The sequence below is a fragment of the Marinilabilia sp. genome (assembly GCF_016278715.1).
In the GTDB taxonomy this organism is placed as follows: domain Bacteria; phylum Bacteroidota; class Bacteroidia; order Bacteroidales; family Marinilabiliaceae; genus Marinilabilia.
On the sequence record NZ_JADQBH010000033.1, the window covers coordinates 18691 to 45582 of the forward strand.

Genomic DNA, 26892 nt, shown 5'->3' on the forward strand with positions numbered 1-26892 from the left:
TCAGGGTCTGTTTTCAGGGTCCTTTCGGTCTGCCTGCTGAGGTCTTTCAGGCTTCATGCTCAGGCCTTACGGCCTTCATGCTCAGGCCTTTCAGCCTGAGTTAAAGATATTTCGCCCCTTTGGGGCTTGGGGGGTTAGGGGGTTTGCCATTTTTTGGTTTCTGCAGATTTCCGGACGGCATCAATTACTTTCATGTTGTTGATGGCATCCTGGGGCGAAACGGGAAGTTGCTTGTTGTTGATTACAGCATCTGCGAAAGCGTCAAACATAAGTCCGTAAGCGTTGGAAGGAGCAAACTCAATGATGCGGGTTCCCATCCCATCCGTAACGGTCATTTGAGCGGGGACATCTACATAAGTATTAAATGGAATATGGATGGTAATGCTTCCGCCATTGGTAACAATGTCCACTTTTTGAAACGCCTGAGCTGCCGTAGATACCGTGAATGTTGCTCGGGGCCCTCCAAAATCCATAATGGCTGAGGAGTGCATATCTGTGCCAAAATCGGGATGGGCCGTTTGGAGTGACATAACCTGGCTGGGTTCTTCCCCCATAATAAACCGCGGAACCGAGATGGCATAACAGCCGATATCCATTAGTGCACCTCCGCCATACTCTGGGATGTTTCGAATATTGGTGGGTGAAGGGTTGTTGTACGAAAAGGCGGTGTGAATGTATTGGACATCCCCTATTTGTTGGGTTCTGATGATATCGCGTGCATATTTCCACATGGGGTGAAACATATACATAAATCCTTCCATCAGGAGAATGCCGGCCTCTTGTGCTTTTTCTGTTATTTTTTGTGCTTCAGCGGCATTCATTCCCAATGGTTTTTCGCACAATACCGGCTTCCCTGCTTCAATGCATTTTTCCACCCATTCTTTGTGCATATGGTTGGGCAACGGAATATAAACCATGTCCACATCGGCGTCGTTCAGAACCGCCTGGTAGGAACCATACCATAAGGGGATGTTAAAATCACGTGCCATTGACTCTGCTTTCTTAATGTTGCGGGAACCGATGGCATAGGATTCGCAATACTCTGTGTCCTGCAACGGTAAAACAATGCGTTTGAGGTAATGGTTGGAGGTTCCAAGTATTCCTATTTTTAGCTTTTTCATGGTTGAAAATGTTTTATGTAAAGTTTAATTTTTAGCTATTCCTGACTGATAAGGGTATCGGGGAAGGAAAGGGGCACTTTTAAATGCAAAACTTATTGAATTAACATCCCGATTGCAAAAAATGTTGCTGCTTAACCACCCCAATGAAAGCGTGCGAAAGAACCAAGTTACTAAAGAATTTTGAGCGGGAAAAATATTGGTCGGTGGCTGCAAAGAATGTTTGGGGTTAGAGGAGAGTAAGAGAGTAGGAAAATAGGCAAGTAGGAGATTAGGAGCAAGGTGAATAGGGGATTAGGCGATTTGGAGAATATATGTTTGGGTTTATTACAAAACAGACTTGGTACCCCGGCTTAAAGCTGGCGGATTGGAGTCCGCCACACCTGGTTGCTTTTTGCATTCCCTCCTAATTGGGCTACTTTTATCTGATTAAGGGAGGTAGGACCCTTAAAATGTGTCCTTTATAATGTTTTTTTGTTGGGTTCGCGGGTAAGTCTGGGTCTGGAGACCTTACTTTTGGCTACTAAATAAGACCTCTTGCCTGGAAAACTCTCTACTCACAAATCACAGCATTATTGGGCGATATCCCTTAATAAGTTATAAATTTGAAAAATCTGAAGTTATTCTTTCAATTTACCCATGAAGTTTTGTTTTATGGATGTTAAAATCAACAACAACCCAAAGACCAACAATCGTTTTTGGTATGCTCTTGATAACGCCGCAAAGATATTTCCGGCCATTATTACAAGGGAGGTAACTTCTGTGATTCGTATTTCGACTAAACTGATGGAACCCGTCCAAGTCGAAGCTTTTCGAAAAGCGGTGTTGGTAGTAGAGAAGCGGTTTCCATATTATCTGGTACAACTCCGCAAAGGGTTTTTCTGGTATTACCTGGAGCATTTGCCGCATCATATCACGATCGAAACTGATGACAAAGAATGTTGTCGGAAGTTTGAAAAAGGTGATTTGCTACTTAGATTTCTTATATGGGAAAAGAGCATTAGTCTGGAAGTTTCTCATATTCTTACCGATGGCGGTGGGGCTTTTGAGTTTCTCCGTACTGTTCTGATTCTCTATTTTAAAGAGTGTGGAGTGGCAATTCCTGAAGATTTTTCATATAAAAAGCCACAGGAGAAATGGTCAGAAGAGGAGTTTGAGGATGCCTACAAACGTTATTTTAAAGAGGAAGTTCCGCCCCTGGTAAGGAAGTCAAAGGCCTTTCATCTTCCTTTTTCGCTAAATGCTTCTCCACGGTTTCATCGTACTATTGTTAATGTATCAATGAGGGACATTAAGCGTGTGGCCAAAGCAAACCGGGTAAGTCTAACGGTTTACCTGGCTGCGGTTTATTTATATATCCTTCAGGATGTATTTGAGCATCTGAACCCAATTTCCAAACTAAAGATGTCGAAAATTCTTCGTGTTCAGGTGCCAGTTAATTTAAGAAATATATTTTCCTCCCAGACGATGCGAAATTTCTCCTTGTTTGTTATGCCAGAGATAGACCTTCGGTTGGGCCATTATTCTTTCGAAGAGATTCTTCGTTCGGTGTATCATCAGATGGAGTTGGAGACAGAGGAGAAGTTGATTAATAAAAACATATCACGAAATGTGGGAAGCGAGAAGAAGATATACGTTCGCAGCATTCCGCTTTTCGTCAAAAGCTTAATTCTAAAGGCCAAGTTTAACTCGCTTGGTACGAGTCAGTTTAGTGGTGTGGTGACGAATCTGGGGAGGGTAGATTTGCCTCCTGAAGTAGCAGATAAGATTGACTATTTTGTGCTGACCGCTCCACCACCCAACAAAATGTTAAAAATTAGCTGTGCAGTTGTGGGATTTAATGAGCGACTCACACTTTGTTTTGGAAGTGTTACCAAATCCCATGAATTTGAAGAACGTTTTGTGCGGTTTTTGAATGAGAATAAAATTTTTGCTGAATCTGAGGAATCAAATCAGATTAATTCGTGAATCTTGATATTATAAATCAATGGAGTATTGTCCAAATTGCGGAGTAGCGCTCGATGAAAATGCGAATTTCTGTTCTTTGTGCGGAGAACCTTTACTGGAGCGGAATGAAGCCAATCTTGCCTTTATTGAAACACGACGACAACAAAGAGAAGACAAGCTTCTGACAGAATATCAGAAACTATCGGGTTTTCAGAAGAGGAAATTATTCCTGCGGATTTCGGCCATGATACTGTTGTCCGGTATTTTTATTACGCTGATTATTGATTTTGTGGCTAACGGAGGTTTAACCTGGTCTCGTTATCCGGTCACGGTGGGGCTTGTCCTGCTTTTGAATATCACTATGGGAACTTTTTGGTTTCGCAAAGAAATACTTTGGGGAGGAGTGAGTTTTCTTTCATCAGGCGTTTTGCTCGTTCTTTTGGATATTTATTCCGGAAATTCGGGATGGGGAATGCAACTGGGGATTCCATTGCTCCTGGCGGCTTATGCTACTGTGCTGATGCTCATCAGACTGGTTCGCCGGGCCCGGCAGAAAGGGCTCAATGTTATTGCTTATGCTCTGCTTACGACTGGAATCCTAAGCGTGTGTATCGAAGGCATTATTAACCTCTACAAAAATGATGTGCTTCGCTTTGAATGGAGTCTTATTGTAATGGCATCTGCAATTATTACCTCCTCACTTTTGCTTTATGTGCATTATCGACTGAAAAAGGTGACTGATTTGAAGCGGTTTTTCCACATTTAAAAAATGGACCAGAGTTCGTTCCACAGATTGCGTTCCAGAACCAGATAGAGAAACAGCCCACCCAGCCATCCGTGTAGGAGTCCCAGAGCCAATAAGTTTCTCCATCTCAACCAGGCAATGATAAACACTACTTCCATGGCAAAAGTAAAGACCATGAGCGGCCAGTATGGATAGTGGGCCATGGCAAATAGAAAGGAAACAAAAATTATTACCTGGTTTTTTTTGAGTTTCAAACTTGAGATAGACCTCAGATTTCCGGCAATTATGGAAATCATTAAAAATTGCTGAATCAGTCCCCAAAACGGATAGAGTGCCAGAACCGGAATAAGGTTCCATGTCAGGGGAGAAGAGTTGGTTTGGGAAAGAATAATGCCAGGGATTATAAGAAAAGCAAGAGGGATTCCAAAAAGGAAAGTTTTTTTAAAACCTGATTTATGAAAACCCCAGTCCTGCAGGATTTGTTTATCGGTCTGATATCTTTTCAGAATATATATCATCCAAAACAGACAAGCGCTCACAATATAAAAAACCCGCAACTCCAGCCAGTCCATTAAAATGTACTTTAATGCACCAGTGATAAAAACTGCAAAGATTTCGAACCATTTTCTCCTGTCAGGTGCTGACGGTTTTTTTCCTGTTTTAGACAAAGAAATGGATGGCTTAGACATAGAATGAATGCTATTTGACTTTGATAATGTAGGGGAAATGAAGATGTTACCCTCAGAAGCCAAAGATAATTAGATTTTTGGATGGAAAGGGATTTAGAGCAGGATTGTTTTGCAAACAAAAAAGCCACTCACAGAACAACGTCTGTAAGTGGCTTAATATCAATGTGGGCCCAGTAGGGCTTGAACCTACGACTCCCTGATTATGAGTCAGGTGCTCTAACCAGCTGAGCTATGGGCCCGGCAATAAGGCTTGTTTTCTGCCTGAGCGGATGCAAAAATACAAAACCACAGGGAATATTCAAACATAAAAACTACAAATAAAAGAGACAAATTAGATTTATCCCTCAGGCTTTTTTAATTTTGGGCCTGCAAACTGGATTTATATGGCGATAAAGAATATAATATTTGATTTGGGAAATGTACTCATACCTCTTGAGAAGGAGGCAGCAAAGGCAGCATTCAATGAATTACTGGCAGAAGACCAGAAACACACCGATATTTTTTCTTTCAAAACCCTGGATGCGTTTATTGATTATGAAATTGGGAAAATTTCCTCTGAACAGTTTTTGGAAAGTATCCGGATTTTTTTTCGACCAGATGTATTGAATAGTGAAATCGTGAACGCCTGGAATAAAATAATTGGTGATTTCCCGGTTGAGAATGTGGCGATGTTAAAGAATTTGGGGCAGCAATACCGGCTTTTTGTGCTTAGCAATACCAACGAAATACATGCCAACAAATATGAAAAAGAGGTACCCGGTGTAGAACATCTCGGAGACCTCTTTGAAAAGCTTTATTATTCACATATTATGGGGCTTCGGAAACCTCAGCCCGAAATATACGAACAAGTTTTGATAGAAAACCTGTTAAATCCTGCTGAAACTTTGTTTGCCGATGATCTTGCCGAAAACATCGAATCGGCAGGTAAGCTGGGCGTTCAAACGCTTCATGTAACCCCTGGGTTGGATTTGCCCGGATGGTTTAGTGGATTTAACAGAAAATAATTTTGTGTTATTTTTTTACCAACACCCAGACATCTTCTTTGCCTGGTTGGGTACGTTCCTGTTGCATTTTATTGATGGCTTCCTTTCTGTTTGAAAAGCCCATGTAAGAAACTTTGTAAAAGTCGCTGTTTTCGCCCCAGTTGCGTATAATTACTTCCGATTTGAATCCCTGGCCGGTCAACTCTTTTTTAAATGATTCTGCATTGTTCTGGTTTGAGAAACTACCTGCGATGAGGAAATACTTGTCAGGTTCCTGGGGCACAGGTTTTGGTTCGGGTTTTGGTTCCTCAACCTTTTGTGCAATGGTATCGGGCTTTGGTGCAGGTGCTACTTTATTTACAGGCTCTTTTCGAGGGGGCTCTTTTTTGTCCTTACAGGCCACTCCTATTACCAGTAATGCTGTAGCCAATAAAAAAATCTTCTTCATAGTTGTGAAATTAGTTTGCTTAAAAGGCTCAAATCAGGCTTTAAGAGTGCAATTTAAATATAAAGTTACAAATAAAGCTATTAATTGACCAAATTTGCAAAAAAATCAATCCACAAATTTGTATCCAACGCCTTTAATGGTTTGGATATGGTCTTGTCCTATTTTTTCACGTAATTTTCTTATGTGAACATCAATGGTGCGGTCTCCTACTATAATGTTATCTCCCCAAACCGATGTGTAGATTTCATCCCGGGTAAAGACCCGGTCGGGTTTGGCGGCAAGTAGGAGAAGCAATTCGAACTCTTTTTTAGGTAGTGATAGTTTCTGGTCGCCGGAGGTCACCATATATTTTTCACGGTCAATGACCAAATCGCCTACTGTAATTTTGTTGCCTTCTTTTGGCTCTTCTTCCTGAGAGGCATTCGAATAACGTTTAAGAAGTGCCTTGACTCGCGATATCAGTACTTTGGGTTTGATGGGTTTGGTGATGTAGTCGTCGGCTCCTGCATCAAACCCTGCGATCTGGGAATAGTCCTCGCCACGGGCAGTCAGGAAAACGACCAACGTGTTTTTTAGTGCAGGGACTTTCCGCAGTTCCTCGCAGGTTTCAATGCCATCCATTCCCGGCATCATTACATCCAGTACAATTAAATGAGGATTTTCTGCCTGGGCTATCTTTAAACCGTCCTGCCCGTTGTTGGCTGTGAGTACGGTAAATCCTTCTTTTTTCAGGTTGTATCCGATAAACTCCAGTATGTCAGGCTCATCGTCCACCAGCAGGATTTTGTAATTCGATGTTTCGTTCATGGTTATTGATTCGTTAGGTTACGTCAATATTCGGGATAAATTTTAAAATCTTGTTTATTTTCATTATTCCTCAAAAATGGAGAGTTAATTGCTCTTGTCCTTTCAGGGCTCTGTTTCTTTCTGTGCCATCAAGGGATTCACCCTGGGCTGTGGCTCCAAGATTTTCGGCCTGGATTATAGTTGGTGAGCTAATCCCTGCCCCTATCTCCATGCTCTATGCCTTCTCCAGTGTAAAAGTAAACGACGTTCCTTTACCCGGGGTGCTATTCACATTAATGGTTTGTTTATGTGCTTCAATAATATGTTTTACAATGGCAAGTCCCAGGCCTGTTCCACCTTGTTCGCGCGACCGGCTTTTGTCGGCTCTGTAAAACCGTTCAAAAACACGTGGCAGGTCTCGTTCCGAGATGCCGATTCCATTGTCGCGCACTTCCACAAGCACAAGATTATCCATGTCATAAAAACTAACGGTGGTCTGGCCTCCCTCTTTTCCGTAATTGATGGAATTAACAATTAAGTTGCTGACTACCTGAAACATCCGGGGTTTGTCACCTTTTACCAATGTGTTTTTGTCGGCGCTTCGGCCAAATTTTAATTTTATATTACGCTTGTCGGCTCGTACTTCCTGTAAATCAAATGCCTCGGCCACCAGTTGATAAATGTTAAATTTGGAAATATTCAGTTCCAGCTCGCCCGATTCCAGTTTCGAAATAGCTTCCAGGTCTTCAATAATTGAGATCATACGGTCGATGCTTCTTTCCGTTCGCTCCAGATACAGCATATTGATTCCGGGGTCGTCGATGCCACCTTCCAAAAGTGTAAGAATATACCCCTGGATGTTAAAAATCGGGGTTTTTAATTCGTGCGACACATTGCCAAGAAACTCTCGGCGGTATTTTTCCAGTTGCCGCAGTTGTTGAATTTCCATGGTTTTACCCTTCATCCATTCGGCCACTTCACGGTTAACCTGCGAGAAAATGTCGTTTTCGTTGGCGGAATTTTCTTTTATTCCGGGTTTGAAGTTGTGAATAGATTTGTAGATGGGTTTTATTTTGGCATAGATAAAAAGGCTGATGAAGTAGTTTACAGCCGAAAAGGCAATTCCAGTAAAAAGCGGGATCGTAATCAGCAGGGAGATTGCCAGGTTGGGGCTGAAATTGTTAATCAGAAAAAAAAGCAAAGCAAGAACCAGGAAAGTAATGGTTATGTACCCAACGATTCTTTGTGGTGCGATAGACTTCATAAGCATTTAATTGGACAATGATATTAAGTCTTATGGAACTTGCGCGACTTTTTTCTCATTGCAAACAAGTTGTTACTTCTGTGTGCTGGACAAATTTATATGAAAAAGACCAGTAGCCGTCAAATTAAATAGGTTAATTGGCATGTTAATTTACTGTTAAGTAGGGTGAGGTGCTGTAAACATTAAAATTAACCTTAAATTTGAGAAAAATGAATCTGGAAACCTAACAAAAAATTAATATTCGGGTCTGAAAAGAACCATCTTTGGGGACTATTTTTGTTGCCAAAACATACAGGAATATGACACTTGTCTGGACTATTGCCGTTGTACTCTCGCTGTTGGCCGTTGTTGACCTGATAGTGGGCGTTTCGAATGATGCTGTAAACTTTCTAAACTCCGCCATCGGAAGCAAGGTGGCTTCACGTCGCACCATTTTCTGGATTGCCGGCATGGGGATCTTGTTGGGAACGTTTTTCTCGGCGGGTATGATGGAGGTTGCCCGCAAAGGCGTCATTTATCCTCAGAACTTCTTTCTCACGGAACTGATGATTATTTTTCTGGCCGTGATGATTGTAGATATTCTTCTGATTGACAGTTACAATACTCTTGGTTTCCCTACGTCCACTACCATTGCTGTTGTTTTTGAGCTGACAGGTGCAGCACTTGCCATTGCTTTTGTTAAGACCAGTGGGTCACTATCGGGCGAGTCGGTTCTTTCAGACTATATTAATACAGGAAGAGTTTTTCTTTTGTTTTCGGGAATATTGGTTTCTATACTTTTTGCATTTTTGGCAGGAGCGATTGTCCAGTTTATTTCACGCGTTGTTTTTTCTTTCAGATATCACGGACGCTTTAGGCTCTTGTTCGCACTGTTTGGTTCTTTGTCTGTTTCCGGAATTCTTTTTTTGATTTTAAAAAAGGGTATAGATGCCTCGTCTCTGTGGGAATATCCGCTGATTTTGTGGTCGGGAGCGCATCCGTTCTTTTCTTTTCTGATGATTTTTGCCGGCACTTTCTTCCTTCTGTATCTGCTGGGGCTGTTATTTCAGGTGGATATTCCGCGGGTGGTGGTTTTGTTTGGCACTTTTGCTTTGGCATTATCATTTGCAGCCAACGATCTTGTGAATTTTATCGGCGTTCCGCTTGCCGGGATAGAGAGTTTTCGAGCCTATCTTACTTCTGGTAGTATGGCTTCCCCGGATTCTTTTAACCTTGCTTTTTTGAGCGACGACTGGCTGAGAAATCATGGGTTTCAGGACTGGATTTATGCTGCATTTTTTCTGGGTTCTGGTATTGTCATGGTTCTGACTTTATTTTTTTCCAGAAAAGCGCGTTCTGTTACAGAGACGGAGGTTTATTTGGGTCGTCAACATTCCGGACAGGAACATTTTGAGCCCTCACAATTGTCGCGTACTCTGGTTCGTCAGTTTTTGAAAGTTTATAGTAAAGCTGACGTTTTGCTGCCCGCAGGAATTCATCAGTTTATTTCCAGACAATATAGGCGTAGTGACGACCAGAATACCGGGAAGCGTGTGGATGAGGTAATTTATTTTGATACATTAAGAGCATCGGTTAATCTTGTGGTAGCAAGTATTCTTATAAGTCTGGGAACCTATTGGGGATTTCCTTTGTCCACAACTTTTGTTGTTTTTATGGTTGCTATGGGAACATCATTGGCCGACCAGGCCTGGGGACGTGAAAGTGCGGTTTACCGCATCTCAGGTGTTTTGTCCATACTTGGCGGCTGGTTTATCACAGCATGTCTCGGATTTCTTGGGGCATTTGTCCTTACGTTATTGTTGTGGTGGGGAACCTGGGTCTCCATGATTGCAGCCCTTGTGTTTATGGTATTTTATCTCATTAAAAGTACCCGATATCACAGGAAGAAGCAGCTGGAGAAGCAGCAGTTCAAAGAGGAAATCAGCAATGAAATTGCCCAGAATATTGGGTGGATGCGTAATGCCGGGAGTGATACTGTGAGAAAAATGTTGCTCGAATCATCCAAAATATATCTTTTGCTGGTCCAGGGTTTGCTGGATGAAGATGAGCTGAAATTGTTGGAGGTAAAGGAAAAAACAGAAGGTCTTCGTGTTCGCGTAAAGGGGGCCAAAACAGAATTTTTCAGGGCGATGAGTAAAATGCCGGAGGAGTCTCAGGATCCGGGACAATTCTTTATTCAGGCTCTCGATTATCTTACCGAGCTCACAAATACGCTTCTGGCAATGGTGAACCCGGCCTACGACCATGTGAAGAATCAGCATAAAGGATTGGTGGAATACCAGCGTGAAGATCTTACGAACATCCTTGACGAGACCACCGCCTTTTTTAATTTTATGGTTCATCTGGAAAAGGACAAGAAATTTGCAATGTTACCCGAATTGGTGCAGCGGCAACAATCGCTCTTCTCGTTAATTGAAAACTATCGTCTGCACCATATCCGGCAAATCCGGTCAGGAAAGGGAAAGACGCGTATCAATATTATTTATATGGAGCTTTTGGGCGAAACACGCAATCTGGTTACTTATTCGGTTAATCTGGTAAAATCGTTGAAAAGCTTTTTTGAATAGTTTCGCGCCTGGAACCATATCCGACCCAATATTTTTCTCCTTGTTGCCAAATCAGATGTGTTATTCCTAAAAAAAATGGTAACTTTCTTTATTTAAAAGGGATTGCATGAGGTGATATTTTTATAATGTTCCTTTATATCCTTTGAGTTTTTCTCATATTTATAACTAAATTTCTTTACTATGGGACTTCTTTTATCCATTGTCATTGGTATTTTTGCCGGGTATCTTGGAAGTATTATTTTCAAAGGTTCCGGTCTGGGCTTAATCTGGAACCTGATTGTTGGTCTCATTGGAGGCGTGATAGGTGGTGCTTTATTTGAATTTCTTGGATTTCACGGACAGGGCATTATCTGGCAACTGATTGCAGCTACGGTAGGTGCCATTATTCTTTTGTGGATTGCTTCAGTGTTAAGGAGGAAATAATCTTCTCCGCGATAAAATGAATGATGTCCGGTTGATTACCATAAAAGACCGGGTTGATCCGGTTCACTGATGTTGAGAAATCAACCTGACATCATTATTTTTGCTCAAAAATTCTCTTTTATGATTTTGGATGGACTTCTTGTTGCCTTGCTTTTGTTGTGTGTGATTCTTCTCATTGTGCTGATATTGCGAACGGGTCAAAATAATAATATTGATTTTCAGAATTCCATCCGGCAGGTAATGAAAGAAGAGCTTAGGGACAATCGTTCTGAACTCAGTAATGGTCTGGGGCAAAACCGTCAGGAGCTTTCTCACAATCTTGAACGATTAACGGTCACGTTGCAGGAGCAACTTTCTAAAATGCTGGAAGGGATGAACACCAATGCCTTTTCCAACCGGCAGGAATTGGCTCAATCTCTCAAAAGTTTTGGCGAGTCGTTTACGCTAAATGTGACAGAGTTTAAAAACTTGCAAAAGCAACGCTTTGACGACATGGCCCGCAAGCAGGACGACCTGGTTAAATCGACCGAAAACAGGCTCGAAAAGATGCGGGAAACCGTAGATGAAAAACTCCACAAAACTCTGGAAGAGAGGCTTGGACAATCGTTTAAATTGGTTACTGAACGGCTCGAAGCAGTGCGTGAAGGGTTGGGCGAAATGAAAAACATGGCCGGCGAGGTTGGGGATCTTAAGCGGGTACTCAGCAACGTGAAAACGCGCGGAGTGCTTGGGGAAATTCAACTGGGCAACATTCTTGAGCAAATAATGGCTCCCGAACAATACGAAAAGAACGTAAAAACAAAACGCGATTCCTCAGGGCATGTGGAATATGCCATAAAACTGCCAGGCCAGGGAAGCAACGGGGAAGCGGTCTATATGCCTGTTGATGCTAAATTTCCCCAGGAAGATTATGCCAGACTTCAGGAAGCGTTGGACAAAGGTGATGCTGAGGGCATGGCTCTGGCTACTAAACAACTGGTTGCTGCGATTAAAAAATCTGCTTCAGACATCCGCGATAAATATCTGGACCCACCCCATACCACTGATTTTGGAATATTGTTTCTCCCGGTGGAGGGGCTATATGCCGAGGTGGTTCGGCAACCTGATTTGGTTGCGGTTCTCCAGCGGGATTTTAAAGTGATTGTTACCGGTCCAACCACACTTGCGGCCATGCTGAACAGTCTGCAGATGGGCTTCAGAACCCTGGCTATCCAAAAACGCAGCAGCGAGGTTTGGGAAATCCTGGGAGCTGTAAAGACACAGTTTGGGGAATTCGGCAAAGTGTTACGGAAAGCCCAGGAAAAAATTAATCAGGCCAACAACGAAATCGAAACCCTGATAACTACCCGGACTAATGTCATGATGCGCAAGCTTAGAAAGGTTCAGGAGTTACCTGCCGAAAAGAGTAAGGAATTGATGGAGACACTTGAAGAAAAAGAAGAAGAAACAATTTAACTGAAGAAAGATATTTTGGTTCTTCCTGGGCAATTCCTAACAATGAATATTTAATTTAATGGTAGAACAAGCCATCTTATCCACCCCCACATTGGTAAAAACAGTTTATTGCGAGTGAAAATTAATAACGGAAGATTAAATGTTTTTATGGTCTTAAGATAAATATGTTATGCCTAATCTCCTCCGAAAATACCTCTCCGGTCTTTCGGCTCTTGTTTTTCCGGAAATCTGCAAAGGCTGTGGCGAATCGCTTGTTTCTGGTCGCACAGCTTTATGCCGGAAGTGTGAGTCAGAGATGCCCCGTACGTTTTTCGAGAAAGTGTCCGGCAACCTGGTGGAACAGATGTTCTGGGGTAGGGCAAGAGTGGAGTTTGCATTCTCTCTGTTTTTCTATCGCAAAGGCGAACTTCTTCAGCAACTCATTCATCAGCTTAAATACAAAAGAGACATAAGGGCAGGTACTTACCTGGGGCAAATGACTGGTCGGGTTTTGCTGAAGGAGGAGCTGGCCGGGAAGTTTGACTGCATCATTCCGGTGCCCTTACACCCCCAAAAGCAACGACTCCGGGGATATAATCAAAGTGACATTATAGCTGATGGAATCAGTGAAATCACTAAAGTCCCGGTCAACAAAGAATCTGTAATCAGAACTGTGCATTCTGCAAGTCAGACCCGCAGAGGGAGATACGAGAGGTGGCAAAATGTGGAGGGAATTTTTAAAGTTGTCCATCCCCATCTTTTCCATAACCAGCATTTGCTGATTCTTGACGATGTAGTTACCACAGGTGCCACCATCGAAGCTCTTTGCGCTGCATTTTCTGAAGTGGAAAATGTCAGATTTTCGGTATTGACCATTGGCATTGCCGTCGGATGAATTAAAAAGCTTCTAATAATTCAACGCCTTACCCGTGGCAGCCAGAAAAATATCCAGCGATCGTAATTTTTCCTTTATGGCAATGAGCTTGTCCAGCCTGATAAATCCGATTCGGTAGTGATACCGTGGACCGTGGTATTCTTCAGATACCGATTTGAACTCAAAGTTCTCAAGCACTTCGGGATTGCTGTACCTCAGATAGACTTCGATGGCACCCTCTTTGAAATACTTGAATCCTTCGAAATAGTTCGCCTTCTTATATTCGTAACGGTAATGATGTGCAAGGGCTGTAATATCTGATAATACCGCTGACCCGGTAGGATGACCCCCGGCTCCTTTGCCAAACATAAACTGTTTGTCGTAGGCCACTCCTTTTATTACCACCCCGTTGAATTCATCTTCCACATTGTAGATGTATTTGTCGCGGGTTACAAAACGGGGCAAAACAAACAGGGCTATTTTTTTGTCGCGCAAACGTTCCACCTGACCCACGAGTTTAATTTTGTAATCCTTCTCACGGGCGTAATTGATGTCAAACTCCGAAATATTTGATATGCCGTAGTTTAGAACCTCATCAGGCGATACCACCACACCAAAACTGTGCATGGTAAGAATTATCAGTTTGAAAAGCGAATCGAAGCCGTCCACATCAAAGGTGGGGTTGGATTCGGCAAAACCCAGCTCCTGGGCTTTTTTCAGGGCATTGGGATAGCTTTCATTATTATCAAAAATTTTGGAAAGAATGTAGTTGGATGAGCCGTTGAGGATTCCGGTTACGGAGAGCAGCAGGTCGTTGTCGTAATACTCCTCAAGGTTGCGTATGACCGGAATACTGCCGCACGCAGATGCCTCGTACAGCAGGGATACATTGTTTTCTTTGGCGAGAGAGACCATTTCGCTGAGGTTTTCGGCAAGCATTTTTTTATTGGCCGACACCACATTTTTCCCGTTTTGCAGCGCCTTTTTGACAATAAAATAGGCATCATCCGCATTGTCAATTAATTCTACAATGGTGTTGATGCCTTCGTCATTGAGGATTTTATCAGGTTCGTAACAAAACATTTCGTCCGGAAGCGACCGCATAACGTGTCGTTTTACACAGATTCTTTTTACTTTGGCGTCCAGTGCCGGGCTTTTAGCCAATACGTCGTAGAGACCCTGACCGACAACACCAAATCCAAAAAGACCGATATTTAATTTTTGCCGTGACATTTTCTTTAGTTTTTGTGGAAGTGAATGATTTTCAGATGAAAAGGTTCTGATGCCGGAATTGTTTCTCCGAACATCAGAACCAGTAAAGTTATGACCAAAGATACGGACTACTTACCAACTTTTTCAAAAGCTGAAGATAAGTCAGCTTTGATGTCGTCGATGTGTTCAATACCCGCCGACACTCTCAAAAGACCGGGTTCTATTCCCGCGGCTTTCTGCTCTTCAGTCGACAACTGTTCGTGGGTGGTAGAACTTGGGTGGATGATAAGTGTTTTGGCATCCCCCACATTGGCCAGATGACTAATGAGCGACAGGTTGTTGATGAACTGATCTGCTGTTTCGGGGCCTCCTTTTATTTTGAAACTGAATACCCCACCAAATCCGCGCTTCAGATATTTCTTTGCCAGGTCGTGATAAGGACTTGATTTCAAACCGGGATAGTTGACGTATTCAACCTGCGGATGTTTCTCAAGCCATTGTGCCAGTTCAAGGGCGTTTTCTACAGTTCTGTCTAACCTGAGTGATAGAGTTTCCAGGCCTTGCAGCAATAAGAAAGCATTGAACGGGCTTAAGGCAGGGCCAAAGTCGCGAAGACCTTCCACACGGGCACGAATGGCAAATGCAATGTTTCCAAACGGTCCGTCAGCACCAAATACTTCCCAGAATTTTAAGCCGTGATAGCCTTCTGAAGGTTCGGTGAAAGATGGGAACTTACCATTGCCCCAGTTGAAGTTTCCACCGTCTACAATGACGCCCCCGATAGAGGTTCCATGGCCACCAATCCATTTGGTTGCCGACTCTACCACCACGTTTGCACCATGCTCCAACGGACGGAACAGGTAACCGCCTGCTCCAAACGTGTTGTCAACAACCAGCGGAATGCCGTGTTTGGCAGCAATCTCACCAAGTTTCTCAAAATCAGGAATGTTAAATCTCGGGTTTCCAATGGTTTCTACATAAAGCGCTTTAGTGTTTTCGTCTATTTTGGACTCAAAATCCGCAGGGTCATCGCTTTCCACAAATTTTACCTGGATGCCCAGACGTTTGAACTGAACCTTAAACTGGTTGTAAGTACCGCCATAAAGATTTGGGGTGGCTACAAAGTTATCCCCGGCTTCCAGAAAGTTGGTAATGGCAATGAACTGGGCTGCCTGACCCGACCCAACGGCCACAGCAGCAACTCCGCCTTCCAGGGCGGCAATGCGTTTTTCAAACACATCGGTCGTGGGGTTCATAATGCGCGTGTAGATATTTCCAAATTCCTTCAGCCCAAAGAGATTGGCTGCATGTTCCGAATTGTTAAATACATACGAGGTGGTTTGGTAAATGGGCACTGCCCGCGAATTGGTGGTTGGATCCACTTCTTGTCCTGCATGAAGCTGCAGCGTTTCAAATTTAAAATCAGACATAGTTTTAAGAATTTATAGGTTAAATAAAAATAAAAAATTCCTGACCGGTTGCGTTGACGCACCGGTATCTGATTAATTTGAATTCAAATTTTATCGGAAAATGTTGGAAAGATACAGATATGATGCGTCAACAAGACTTATGCCATGAACATAGACATTCGTCCCATCATCATACCCGTTGTGGTAATGAAGGAAATTCCGCAGTTGATTGTTGCGGCAAAAGAAATAATATTTTCGATGTTTTGCTTCATTCAATAAATTATCTCTTTGCAAATATGGACAACTTTATCCACAATTCAAATAGTTAGAAGATTTTTTTTCATTTGTGCCCTAAGAAAATTCCTAAAATTTTTGTCTATGCCTGAATTTTAAGGGGATCCGTAATGTCAGAACTATGTTGGGGGCCTGGAATCGCTTCAGCCAAATCCCGTGAAGAAAATCAAAACATTTTTAGTTAAGAAATCCGAATCATTTGAGCGTAACGAGTTTTCGATTTTAGAAAAGCGAGGTGATTTTCAGGGGTTTGGTTGGGCGACGGCATTTCTCGTTTACTTCTTTTTATTGCTGTAGAATTGGAGCGAAGCATAAATCGTGAACTCCTAATAATCTTTTTCCTGTGAATAAAAGAAGTAAAAGTCCACGCAGTTTGAGCGCAAAAAAAGAAACATATATTTTCCCGGGACAATAGTGATTTTTTTATATCCGATACCAAAAAAAGCTGCTTAAAGATTGCTTTCCAGAAATCGGGATCGGCTATTTTGCTAGAAATGAACAGATTTTTGTAACAAACAAAACATCAACTATTATTATTTACTAACCGATGACCCAAGGAAAAAATAAAAAAAACGAATGATTTCTTTTTCGTCAACGTCAAAAGGATGAAAACAATAAAAAAACAGTATTATGAAAAAATTAGTATTCACTTTAGCTTTGGTAGCAGGATTTGCATTTGCAGCAAACAACGTAAATGCACAAACCAACTCTGATAATGATCAGAAACAGGATACCACACAAACCGTTCGGTCAGGTTTTGTTGACAATAACGGAGACGGAGTATGTGACAATTATGATGGCAAACGTGCCGGAAAAGGATTAGGCCCGGGCAATGGGCACGGACAAGGCCGTGGACACGGGAAAGGTCTCGGACGCCGGGGTAATGGTCAGGGCCGTGGTGGTAATGGAAATTATATTGATACCAATAACAATGGAACCTGTGACAATCAGGAAAATGGTACCGGACGTTTGCGTGATGGAAGTGGGAATGGCCGTGTAAACGCGCCCGCTGAATAACCATTGAAATTTTGTAATTTCGTTGGTGGAATGGTAAAGACATAAGTTTATGGGACGTGCCATCTCCACCAGCGAATTAACAATTACTGTAATATTTTACATGCAGACAAACCCGAAAGACAGTGATTTGGTACAACAGGCGCAAGATGGGCAAACAGAGGCCTTTTCTGTGCTGGTGGACAGATATCGTCAGAAGGTATTTCAAACCTGCATGGGTTTTTTGCACAATACCGATGATGCCGAGGACCTGACACAGGAGATATTCGTAAAGGCCTGGAATGCGCTAAAATCCTTTGACGGACGTGCTGCTTTTTCAACCTGGCTTTACCGGATAGCTGTGAATAAAGCCATTAATCAGACACGAAGGAATAAGCTGAGGTCATTTACCGGTATCAATGATGAGGTTACAGACTCTGGATTTGCCGACGATGATGCGGAAAGCAAACTGTTGCGCAGCGAACAACGTGCGCAAATAAAAAGTGCTGTGAATCGGTTAAAATCCAACCAAAAGAAGGCTTTTGTTTTGTTTTATTATCAGGAATTAAGTCTGATAGAAGTTGCAGAGATTTTGGAAATGTCACCGAAGGCCACAGAAAGTTTGATTTTTAGGTCCAGAAAGAAATTGCAGAAATTGTTGTCCCGGTAAAAATGAAGATGATGAAGTGTAAAGATTTTAACAGTCAGTTAGCGATGCTGCAGGATATGGGCGAGATTCCTGCTGAGATGCAGGAACACATGAAGCATTGCGATTCGTGCAATGAGGCTTTTGAGAAAACTCATCTGCTCTTTGATTTTGTGAAAGAAGAGAAAAGTCAAAAAGTTTCTCCTTTCGTCACAACAAGGATTATGGGGCAGATAGAACGCGTTGAGAAACCTTCATGGTTTACCCGGCCTGCGCTGGTGGTGGTTATGTCAATCGCTGTTTTGGTGCTGGGATTTTTTTCTGCAAGTCTTTTCTCCGCGCAGGAGTCTTCAAAACTGGCTGATTCAACCGAAATTATTGCCACGGACTATTTTTTCTCTGAGAATCCTGGATCACAATTAGAAGAAATCTGGCTTAATTCTTATTCCTATGAGTAAAAATCGGATTATAATTACAATTCTTATTCTGGCAGTCGCTTTTGTGGGGGGATGGGGTATTTACCGATGGTGGAACCCTGTTTCCGGTTCTTCATCAGTTGGTTTGAGTAATGAGCCTGTTTATCGGATTATTCCCGGGCAAACAAATGCAGGAGTTGGAGCCGGATTTAACCGCATGGTAAAAGTGCTTGATTTTTCGGAAGACCAAATAGCGATCTTTACCGGAATCGAACGCAAATACAGGCAACAGATGGAGTTGTACATGGCACAGCTCGACAGTATTGACCTGAATATTCTGGAAGAAGTTAAAAAGGCGAATCCCGATAGAGGGCGATTAGACTCGCTTTCTGCTACAGCCGGAGAAATTCAATATGCCCTGAAAAAGGCTACCTCAGACCACTTTTTGGAGGTTAAGAATATTTGTACCCCTGAACAAAAGCAACTTTTTAATGAGGTAATATCCGATATTGACCAGTACCGCAGGGGGCGTGGACCCGGAAGAGGACAAGGCCCCAGACACAATGGTCAAAGAAGAGGATGGAGGAATTCCAGATAAATATTTCCGGCAAATCGCTGAAATTCGGCAATTTGAATAACCTTCCCAATTTAAATACAATAGTCCGTTAAGAAAACCTAAACGCAGCGATGCGATGACGCAAAGGTTTGCAATTATCAACCCCTTTTTTAAGTTGTTTATTATTAAATACTTGCAAGGGCTTTGCGGAATATTGTAAATAGGGACAGACAGGGTGGACAATCCGGGGTAGGCAGGACAAATAAGCCGGGTTCCCATTGGGGGGCCGGCTTATTTGTCCTGATTCTTAACAGGAAACGAATGAGATGATGAATTTTATTCTTCCAACTCCTTACTCTCCTGCTTCCGAATGAGATTTCTGCACTCTGTTTCGTACCCTGATTGCCAGATTATACATCACAGGCACCATTATCAACGTCAGGAAAGTTGCCGTAGTAAGTCCAAAAATGACTGTCCAGGCCATAGGTCCCCAAAAATCCGCGTTATCGCCGCCAAAATAGATGTTGGGATCGAGGCGGGTGAATAGACCGGTGAAATCAAAGTTCATCCCGGTAGCCAGAGGCAACAACCCCAAGACAGTGGTTATAGCGGTCAGTAAAACCGGTCGCAAACGGGTTTTGCCGGCTTTTATCACTGTTTTAATTTCATCTTCTCTCGACAACCGCGCACTCCCGGATAAATTGAATTCCAGCTTCTTCTCTTTTCTTACGATGTCGATGTAGTCAATTAGCACAATCCCGTTATTGACCACAATTCCTGCCAGAGAGACAATCCCTACTCCGGTCATCAGAATAACGAAATCCATCTGAAAGGTTCCAAGCCCCATAAAAACACCAATGGTACTCAGAAATACAGTCGCCAGGATAATGGCCGGTTTGGCCACTGAGTTAAACTGGGTAATCAGAATCATCGCAATAAGAGCAACGGCAATCAGTAATGCTTTGATTAGGAAGTTGGATGTTTCTGCCTGGTCTTCCTGTTCTCCGGTCATTTCCCATCTGTAGCCGGGCGGTAACTCCTCGTTGGCCAGGATGTTTCTTATTTCGGCATTGATTTCATTGGCATTGAAACCCTCAACAATGTTTGACGAAAGCGTAACCACACGGGTGTTGTCATTTCTTTTTATATTCTCATAGGTGGATCCATAGCTGTAATCAGCTACAGCAGAAATGGGGATGTGATAACCCTGACCATCTTTTTCTATTTTCACCTTGAAATTCATTAACGATGTTACATCGTGGCGGAAACGGTCATCGAGACGTACCATGATGTCGTATTCGTCTTCACCATCTTTGTAGGTATCAGCTTTTACCCCGTAGAGTGCTGTGCGCAAGGCTCCAGCAACCATCTGAGTTGAAAGGCCCATTCGGCGCACTTTGTCACGGTCGATGTGAATCTCCATCTGGGGCTTGTTCATATTAATATCCATCTCCAGATTTTCAATTCCCTCAATGTGGCTGTTGTCGATTGTTTTTTTGATATTGGTAGCCACATTTACCAGAGGTTCAAATTCGTTACCTGAAATTTCGATGTTTATGGGTTTTCCCACTGGTGGGCCGTTTTCTTCTTTTTCTACAAAGAACTTGGCGCCGGTGTAGGTTCTCAGGGTGTCCGATAATTCTTTCATTATTCGGGAAGTACTGATACCGTCCCGGTATTGATAATCCAGAAATGTGATGGTTGTAAGTGCTTTGTTGGGGCTTCGGCTTGATTCGAAGAAGTCGCCTTTGCCGTTACCCACATTCACTCCAACTGACTGGACGATGTGGTTGTAAGGTTCCAGAGTGGCTTCAATAATTTCTTCTGCCTCATAAGAAATTTCATTGGTTTTTTCTATGTCGGTTCCCAACGGCAATTCCATGGTAACGAATACGGTTTTTGGCTCATTATCCGGAAAGAAAATAACGTATGGATTGGTCAGCCCGAAAAATATTATCGAAAAGAAAAGCAAAAGAATCATTCCAAAAAACAACCATTTGGAGGTGTTGCGTCCCATGGCTTTTCGGAGTGTTTCCTCATACATAAATTCCAATCGGGGCAGGACTTTGTGCTGAAACTGATAAGCCCCTGGTTTTAGTGCATAAATGTTGAGCAGGGAAATAAGGAGAGGCAAAACCATCAGATTACCCCAAAGGATACTTCCCAGAACATAGCTTATGATACCAATTAGTGCCAGGCTTCCGGTGATGATAAAGAGATTTCGATGGTTCTCTTTTTCTTTTTTTGCTTTTTCATGAATCATAAACTGCAAAGCAAAAACCGGATTCAGCACCAGTGCCACAAAAAGCGATGAGGCCAAAACTATAATCAGGGTTATGGGCAGATATTTCATGAATTCGCCCATGATTCCGGGCCAGAACAGCAGTGGAAAAAAGGCCGCCAGCGTAGTGGCGGTGGAGCTTATAATGGGCATTGCAATCTCGCTAACACCCTTCTGGACCGCTTTAAACCGGGGATACCCTTCTTCAAAATGCCTGTAAGTGTTCTCCACAGCCACAATGGCATTGTCCACCAGCATCCCCAAAGCCATCAGAAGCGCAAAAAGAATCATGGTATTGATGGTGTATCCGGTTTCTCCCAGGATCAGGAATGAGATAAACATCGACATGGGAATGGCGAGGCCGGTAAAAATGGCGTTTCTTAAACCCATGAAAAGATAAAGGATCACCATTACGAAAAGCATTCCCATGATGATGGAGTTTTCCAGATTGCTTATCTGGTCACGAATGTAAACCGATTGGTCGTCGGTAATAGTTATGTTCAAATCCTGAGGCAGTGTGCTGTTGCTTTGCTTTCGGTTGATGATGGAAAATATTTTATCCGTGGCATCAAGTAGGTTTTCGCCGCTTTTCTTCACGATAGACAGCGTTACGACCGATTGTTTGTTGAGTCGTGAAATGGATGATCGCTCTTCGAATCCGTCTATGATCCGGGCAATGTCTCTGAGATATACTACTTTTCCGGCTTCGCTTTTGACGATTGTGTTTCGGATATCGTCCATGCTTTTGTAATCAGCCTCAGTCCGCACAGAACGGCGTGTTCCGTCAACAATAATTTCTCCTGCACCGATGGTAACATTTTCGCTCAACAGTGCAAATTCAATATCGCTAAACTGCAGGTTGGTGTTTTCCAGCTTTCGGGGATCCACGTGAACTTTTATTTCGCGTTCGTCCACCCCTTTTATATCCGCTTCGCGCACTTCTTTCAGCGATTCAAACTCTTCCTGAAGGTCTTCAGCAAACTTCTTCAACTCATAAATGCTGTAATCGCCCGAAAGGTTGATGTTGAGAACCGGAAATTCGGAAAAATCAATATCTTCGGTAATCGGGTCGGTTTCCAGATCCTCAGGAAGCTCGCTTTTGGCTTTATCTACCTGGTCTTTGGTGTCTTGAAGTGCCTTTTGAACTTCCACATCGGTTTCAAATTCCACCAGAATAAGGCTCATATCCTGATATGATGCCGACGACATCTGCTTTACCCCCGTGAGGTCCTTTAGTTCTTTTTCGATGGGACGTGTGACAAGATTTTCAATATCCAGCGGACTGTTTCCCGGGTAGGGGGTCGAGACCATGATGTAAGGCACCACAATTTCAGGGAACAACTCGCGCTGCATACTGTTGTACGACATCAATCCGGCAATAAAGAGGAAGGCCGTGAGAATGAATATGGTATTTTTGTTCTTAAGGGCAGCAACAGTAGGGCCGAATTTTCTTTCCACTTTTTTTTCGGCGTCGCTTTCAATGTATTCGTTCATTGGGATAGTGTTTGTGCTATTTTATATTTAAAGGAGAACCATCAGTAACCTGGCCATATCCTTTGGTAATAATTTCCGTCCCCTTTTCCAGGCCTTTGGTGACCACCGTATTGTTGTTGTCTTTGATTCCGGATTTAATATATATTTTCCGGGCTACCGGAATCCCGGTTTCGTCTTTGGACACAACAAATAAAAATTCTCCGTTAAAGTCCTTCTTTACCAGTATGGATGGTACTACCAGAGCATCCTGAATATGCGAAATACGCATCTTCATTTCACCCATAAGATTGGGCTGAAGTTTTTGGTCAGGATTGTTCAGGTTGGCCCTGATGGAGAATGTTCTGCTGTCGGGGTCTATCATCGCCGAAGTTCTGAAAATCCTGGCAGTTTTTTTAATTCCCAGTACAGGGAAGAAAACTGTTACTGAATCGCCCGAATTTATCTTGTTCAAATATTCCTCCGAAACATCAGCCGTGATGTAAACTTCTTCCAGATTTACAATGCGTGCAAAAGGGATGGTGGGTCCTGCCATTTCCCCCTGCTTTTGGAGCAGGTTGTCAATGATTCCTGAAATGGGAGCTTTAACAACAGCCATATTCATCTGGGCTTCCAGCCCCTGCAGCTTTTTCTGAAGTGCCATCATGCTCGATTCGGCCTGTAAAAGTTCCACTTCGCTGCCAATGTTTTGTTCCCAAAGATTCTTTCTGCGTTCGAATAAAGTGGTGGCCATCTGCAGGTTGACTTTAACCTCTTCCATGGACTGCTCAAGCGATTCGGTGTTCAGGCTGGCCAGCACCTGACCTTTTTTTACGTTATCGCCTTCAGTTACTGAAATAGAATTAATGATTCCGGCTGTCTCGGGGCTCACAATAATATTCTGGTCGGTGGATACGATGCCGGAAGCTTCAATATACTGCTCGAAATCAGTGGGTTGAAGTGTAGAGGTTTCCACGTTTACAGCGTTAGATGGCGTGCCTGTACTGAGTTCTGCCTCAAGTGTTGCAATTTTCTCTTTTAATTCGTTCATCTCTTTCCGGTAGCTGTCGAGTTGCTCCTGTTTTATCTCTAATTCATCAGCAGGTGCATTGGCACCGCATCCTTCCATTAGCAGAGCAAAAATCGGAAGAATTAAAAGAATGGATAATCGTATCATGGTGCGTATTTTTAATTGGTTCACAAGTTGTTAGAGTTTTCCTGTAGCTTTCAGGTAAGCGATTCTGGAATTCAGCACTGCAAGAGCTGCCTGAACATGACTTATCTGAGCCTGGATGTATTGTCCCTGTTGCTGGGTTAGTTCAAAGCTACCGATCATCCCGTTGGTAAATTTGGTTCTGGTTTTTTCGTAAATATCGTATGCAAGTGCTTTGCTATCAAGAGCAATTTCATATTGGTCAATTGCACTGTTGTAATCGGTCAATGCCGTCAAACCCTGCATTTTTATCTGTTGCATGGTTTGTGTCCTGATGTTCTTACTCTTCTCCCACGCCAGTTTTTGTTGCTGAGCTTGTGCATTTCGCATTCCCGATGAGAAAACAGGCACCGAGACCGACAGACCTACAAATTGAGATTTGTACCATTCGTCTCCAAAGATATTCCACTCATCTCCGTAGCCTGTTTTTTGATAGGTATAGAAAGCATTGAGCTGCGGTAAATACTGGGATTTGATATTTTTGAATTGCAATTTTTCGCTTTCCACGTTGGTGGATGCCACTTTGTAATCGATGTGTTCTTCGGGTGACCACCCTGATTTTTTTGCTTCCCCGTTGGTCGCCCTTTCCGAAAGAGAAAGAAGGTCGTTGGTGAGTTTTATCGGCTGTTCCTCTTCAACCCCAAGTGAAAAACGCAAAACTGCAAGGGCCACTTCTTCATTTCGCTTTACCTCCACTATTTGTTTTTCCGATTCACGTACCATCAGCCTTAACTGAGATACATCCATCGATTCCCTGAATCCGTTTTCAAATAAGGCTTCGGTTTCTTTGAGTAAGCTTTTGTTTACCGTCAGGTTCTCTTCAAATGCTTGGAGGTTTTCTCGTGCCGATAAAACTAAAAAGTAGGCTTTGGCTACAGCATCACGAATTTCAATTTCCGTTTTGGTGGTCTGATGCCTGGTTAAATCTAAAAATACCTGAGTGGCCTGGAGTCCCACAAAGTAGGATCCGTCGAAAATCATTTGAGACACCGAAAAGGAATAACTCCCGTCGTAAGCCGTGCCAAAAGATACCGGTATTTTATCTCCGGTCTCTATTCCTGGCGGACGCATATCTTCAGGAATGATTTCAGCAGGCAGCAGACTTACCGGTACATCTATGGAATGGTTGTACTTGGCCGAAAAGTCAATTTGTGGCAGTCCTGAAGCAATGGTTTCCCATATTTTTTTCTTTGCCGATGCCACATCGTATTCCGAACTTATTTTTTGGTAAGCATGAGCAGATGCATATTCCATTGCCTGCTCGAGTGTAAGAGACAATGTATCGGGGGTTTGTGCTGAAAGAACATTTGTTCCCGACCAGAAACAGATGGCCACGAAAAGGCCCAATATTTTTGCATATCCGGATTGCATAGGTTATTGGTTTAAAGAATTCTCTTTTATTTTTTTTACCAGAACTGTTGATCGTGGGGAAGAATCATTTTCTGTGTAAATGAAACCACTTTATTCCCCAAATGTTCCAGCAAAGTTAAACTTACCTGATATTGAAAAACTGAAAAGTCGGGGTGAGTCCCTTGAGTTTCCGGTAAAAGACCGAAAAACATCGGTGAATGGGGCAGTCAGTCATAATTATCCATCCGTTCATAAATTATTCTTGTTAATTGGTTGAATTTGGGGCACTTTAATCGGTTGATTTTCGTTTAAGAAACTGTTTATGTTTTATCCTTTTGGATGACTTCGAGTCTTGAGTCCTTATATTTCGTCAAAATTTCCTTGAACGCAGCGCTATTAAAGGAAGTTTTAACCTGTCTGAGTTTCAATCTTTCGAAAACATCGTCCAAAACAAAATTTAATTAGTTTCATTGTTGCCGGGTTAAAATATTGAGATTGCGTCACTCCGTTCGCAATGAACTTTGCATGACAACTTGCTTAAAATCTGTTGAACGGTTCCTTGCGAGCAAAGTGAAGTAATCTTCTTTCAAAAAAAGTTTCTCCTGACGATAGTGAATCAGTTTCTAATGCTTTACTCTTTTTTCTTTGTATGATTAGAAAGCTTCTTATACTAATTTTTTTGGGCCTGTTTCTGATTGTTGGAAACAGCGAGGGACAGATATGGCCGTTCAAAAATCGCAGTCAGGCGGAGAAAGCGACCGAAGATTTAAATAAACGGAGACAGGATGCGGGACAGGGAAACCTTTTTAATCCGCTTCAAACAACCGATCCGAATAATACTGATTTACGCGACGATCATATCTGGGCTGCAGGATCAGCAGCAACCTCCTACCAAAAAGCCGGAAATTTAAGCTTGTCATCTGCTTCCCGGTATGGCCTCTCCCAGGGGGTGGAGCTGCAAACATGGCTTGGACTGGACTACTGGATTCCTAATGTTTTTGTGAAAAGGGAGATTTCCAGAGGAGATATTTGGGTGTCTTCGCTTCATGGAGCCTATTCTGCCTGGCCCGGATTGAACCGGGTTTCCGCAAACGGAGGCCCTTTCCCTGCTGATTCTCTTTCAGGAGTTCCATTGACTCTTTCAATCAAAAACCAATTGATGGTGAGTAAGCCCTTTTATGATGTGATGGATTGTAATCCGCATCAGCCATTTCTGGTATTTACCGGGTTTTTGGCCCTCGACTATGGCTTTGCTTTTTCTGAAGAGGAGATTTATATTGAAGAGCAACATCTGATAACTCCGCGAAGCAGAGCTTATACCGGAAAAGGTCTGCATGGAACACTGGGTTTCCGGGGAGATTGGAGGATTAATCCGGCATTGTATGCGCGTGGCGAGCTGAGAAGCCTTATCGGGAATTTTCCTGCCGGGGTGGCTTTCGAACAACAATCCTCTGTTGAATACTTTCCTTACCGTAACTTTTCGGTATCCGGAGGATATATTGTAGGTCTGGGGCGTGTTGGGCCCCGTCTTTTTACTTTTTGGCCTTTTGTTGATATTTCTATTTATTTTGGCAGAAAACAGGGACGTAAAAGAGGTTTGTTTGGGCAGACCATGTTTTAACTAAATGAGGGCGGTATAATAAAATGCTTTTTAGATCAGACTCAAGGATTGTATTAACAAAGCTTAAACCGGACACAGGACAAAGCATAAATCACTGTTTTTTTCTAAATTCGCATCATTTTTGAGTGGATACTTGAGGTAATTTTTTGATTT

General features: G+C 42.7%; 22 protein-coding genes and 1 tRNA gene. 12 read left to right on the plus strand and 11 right to left on the minus strand.

Annotation, left to right across the window (positions count from 1 at the left end; genetic code table 11):
- Positions 1-134: 134 nt before the first annotated feature.
- The gene (locus QZZ43_RS02305; protein ID WP_291855858.1) at positions 135-1121 is read right to left on the minus strand and encodes a Gfo/Idh/MocA family oxidoreductase; all 987 of its coding nucleotides are present in this window, start codon (positions 1119-1121) and stop codon (positions 135-137) included.
- 651 nt (positions 1122-1772) lie between these two features.
- On the opposite strand from QZZ43_RS02305, the gene QZZ43_RS02310 reads away from it, so the two are divergent.
- On the plus strand, positions 1773-3086 hold the full coding sequence (locus tag QZZ43_RS02310) for a hypothetical protein (protein WP_291855860.1): 1314 nt from the start codon (positions 1773-1775) through the stop codon (positions 3084-3086).
- Between the two features lie 19 nt (positions 3087-3105).
- Positions 3106-3831 (plus strand): DUF6320 domain-containing protein, encoded by a 726-nt coding sequence (locus QZZ43_RS02315; protein WP_291855863.1) that lies wholly within the window; start codon positions 3106-3108, stop codon positions 3829-3831.
- Here QZZ43_RS02315 and QZZ43_RS02320 read toward each other — a convergent pair.
- A complete protein-coding gene (locus QZZ43_RS02320) occupies positions 3828-4499 on the minus strand; it encodes a CPBP family glutamic-type intramembrane protease (RefSeq protein ID WP_291855865.1) in 672 nt (223 codons plus the stop codon). The genes QZZ43_RS02315 and QZZ43_RS02320 overlap by 4 nt on opposite strands.
- A gap of 165 nt (positions 4500-4664) precedes the next feature.
- Positions 4665-4738 (minus strand) — tRNA-Ile (locus QZZ43_RS02325).
- Positions 4739-4882: 144 nt separating this feature from the next.
- On the opposite strand from QZZ43_RS02325, the gene QZZ43_RS02330 reads away from it, so the two are divergent.
- On the plus strand, positions 4883-5503 hold the full coding sequence (locus tag QZZ43_RS02330; RefSeq protein WP_291855867.1) for an HAD family phosphatase: 621 nt from the start codon (positions 4883-4885) through the stop codon (positions 5501-5503).
- A gap of 7 nt (positions 5504-5510) precedes the next feature.
- Here the strand turns inward: QZZ43_RS02330 and QZZ43_RS02335 are convergent, their stop codons facing one another.
- The 3 genes from QZZ43_RS02335 to QZZ43_RS02345 all read right to left on the minus strand — a co-directional run bounded on the left by QZZ43_RS02335 (position 5511) and on the right by QZZ43_RS02345 (position 7980).
- Positions 5511-5930, minus strand: coding sequence for an SPOR domain-containing protein (locus QZZ43_RS02335; RefSeq protein ID WP_291855869.1), 420 nt, complete (start codon positions 5928-5930; stop codon positions 5511-5513).
- A gap of 105 nt (positions 5931-6035) precedes the next feature.
- Entirely contained in the window at positions 6036-6737 is a 702-nt protein-coding gene (locus QZZ43_RS02340; RefSeq protein ID WP_291855871.1) for a response regulator transcription factor, read from the minus strand.
- Positions 6738-6951: 214 nt separating this feature from the next.
- Positions 6952-7980 carry an ATP-binding protein gene (locus QZZ43_RS02345; protein WP_291855873.1) on the minus strand — a complete coding sequence of 343 codons (1029 nt, stop codon included), beginning with the start codon at positions 7978-7980 and terminating at the stop codon, positions 6952-6954.
- Between the two features lie 299 nt (positions 7981-8279).
- Between QZZ43_RS02345 and QZZ43_RS02350 the strand changes: the two genes are divergently transcribed.
- The 4 genes from QZZ43_RS02350 to QZZ43_RS02365 all read left to right on the plus strand — a co-directional run bounded on the left by QZZ43_RS02350 (position 8280) and on the right by QZZ43_RS02365 (position 13299).
- Positions 8280-10547 (plus strand): inorganic phosphate transporter, encoded by a 2268-nt coding sequence (locus QZZ43_RS02350; protein ID WP_291855875.1) that lies wholly within the window; start codon positions 8280-8282, stop codon positions 10545-10547.
- Between the two features lie 180 nt (positions 10548-10727).
- The gene (locus tag QZZ43_RS02355; RefSeq protein ID WP_291855877.1) at positions 10728-10970 is read left to right on the plus strand and encodes a GlsB/YeaQ/YmgE family stress response membrane protein; all 243 of its coding nucleotides are present in this window, start codon (positions 10728-10730) and stop codon (positions 10968-10970) included.
- A 120-nt stretch (positions 10971-11090) separates the two neighbouring features.
- The gene (gene rmuC, locus QZZ43_RS02360; protein ID WP_291855879.1) at positions 11091-12425 is read left to right on the plus strand and encodes a DNA recombination protein RmuC; all 1335 of its coding nucleotides are present in this window, start codon (positions 11091-11093) and stop codon (positions 12423-12425) included.
- Positions 12426-12594: 169 nt separating this feature from the next.
- On the plus strand, positions 12595-13299 hold the full coding sequence (locus QZZ43_RS02365) for a ComF family protein (protein ID WP_291855880.1): 705 nt from the start codon (positions 12595-12597) through the stop codon (positions 13297-13299).
- Between the two features lie 12 nt (positions 13300-13311).
- On the opposite strand, the gene QZZ43_RS02370 is transcribed toward QZZ43_RS02365, so the two are convergent.
- On the minus strand, positions 13312-14511 hold the full coding sequence (locus QZZ43_RS02370; RefSeq protein WP_291855882.1) for a homoserine dehydrogenase: 1200 nt from the start codon (positions 14509-14511) through the stop codon (positions 13312-13314).
- A 107-nt stretch (positions 14512-14618) separates the two neighbouring features.
- The gene (locus tag QZZ43_RS02375) at positions 14619-15920 is read right to left on the minus strand and encodes an O-acetylhomoserine aminocarboxypropyltransferase/cysteine synthase family protein (protein WP_291855884.1); all 1302 of its coding nucleotides are present in this window, start codon (positions 15918-15920) and stop codon (positions 14619-14621) included.
- A gap of 903 nt (positions 15921-16823) precedes the next feature.
- Here QZZ43_RS02375 and QZZ43_RS02380 point away from each other — a divergent pair.
- From QZZ43_RS02380 to QZZ43_RS02395, 4 genes are read left to right on the plus strand one after another with little or no spacing between them, the layout of a single operon-like run.
- A complete protein-coding gene (locus QZZ43_RS02380) occupies positions 16824-17210 on the plus strand; it encodes a hypothetical protein (RefSeq protein WP_291855886.1) in 387 nt (128 codons plus the stop codon).
- Between the two features lie 49 nt (positions 17211-17259).
- On the plus strand, positions 17260-17856 hold the full coding sequence (locus tag QZZ43_RS02385; RefSeq protein ID WP_291855888.1) for an RNA polymerase sigma factor: 597 nt from the start codon (positions 17260-17262) through the stop codon (positions 17854-17856).
- 11 nt (positions 17857-17867) lie between these two features.
- Positions 17868-18290 carry a hypothetical protein gene (locus QZZ43_RS02390; protein ID WP_291855889.1) on the plus strand — a complete coding sequence of 141 codons (423 nt, stop codon included), beginning with the start codon at positions 17868-17870 and terminating at the stop codon, positions 18288-18290.
- Positions 18283-18846, plus strand: coding sequence for a periplasmic heavy metal sensor (locus tag QZZ43_RS02395; RefSeq protein ID WP_291855891.1), 564 nt, complete (start codon positions 18283-18285; stop codon positions 18844-18846). The genes QZZ43_RS02390 and QZZ43_RS02395 overlap by 8 nt, the downstream gene beginning before the upstream one ends.
- A 310-nt stretch (positions 18847-19156) precedes the next feature.
- On the opposite strand, the gene QZZ43_RS02400 is transcribed toward QZZ43_RS02395, so the two are convergent.
- Genes QZZ43_RS02400 through QZZ43_RS02410 form a run of 3 tightly spaced genes read right to left on the minus strand, consistent with a single transcriptional unit; the run spans position 19157 to position 25139 of the window.
- Entirely contained in the window at positions 19157-22579 is a 3423-nt protein-coding gene (locus QZZ43_RS02400; RefSeq protein WP_291855893.1) for an efflux RND transporter permease subunit, read from the minus strand.
- Positions 22580-22595: 16 nt separating this feature from the next.
- A complete protein-coding gene (locus QZZ43_RS02405; protein WP_291855895.1) occupies positions 22596-23732 on the minus strand; it encodes an efflux RND transporter periplasmic adaptor subunit in 1137 nt (378 codons plus the stop codon).
- A gap of 30 nt (positions 23733-23762) precedes the next feature.
- A complete protein-coding gene (locus tag QZZ43_RS02410; RefSeq protein ID WP_291855897.1) occupies positions 23763-25139 on the minus strand; it encodes a TolC family protein in 1377 nt (458 codons plus the stop codon).
- Positions 25140-25767: 628 nt separating this feature from the next.
- Here QZZ43_RS02410 and QZZ43_RS02415 point away from each other — a divergent pair.
- The gene (locus QZZ43_RS02415) at positions 25768-26739 is read left to right on the plus strand and encodes a hypothetical protein (RefSeq protein ID WP_291855899.1); all 972 of its coding nucleotides are present in this window, start codon (positions 25768-25770) and stop codon (positions 26737-26739) included.
- Positions 26740-26892 lie beyond the last annotated feature (153 nt).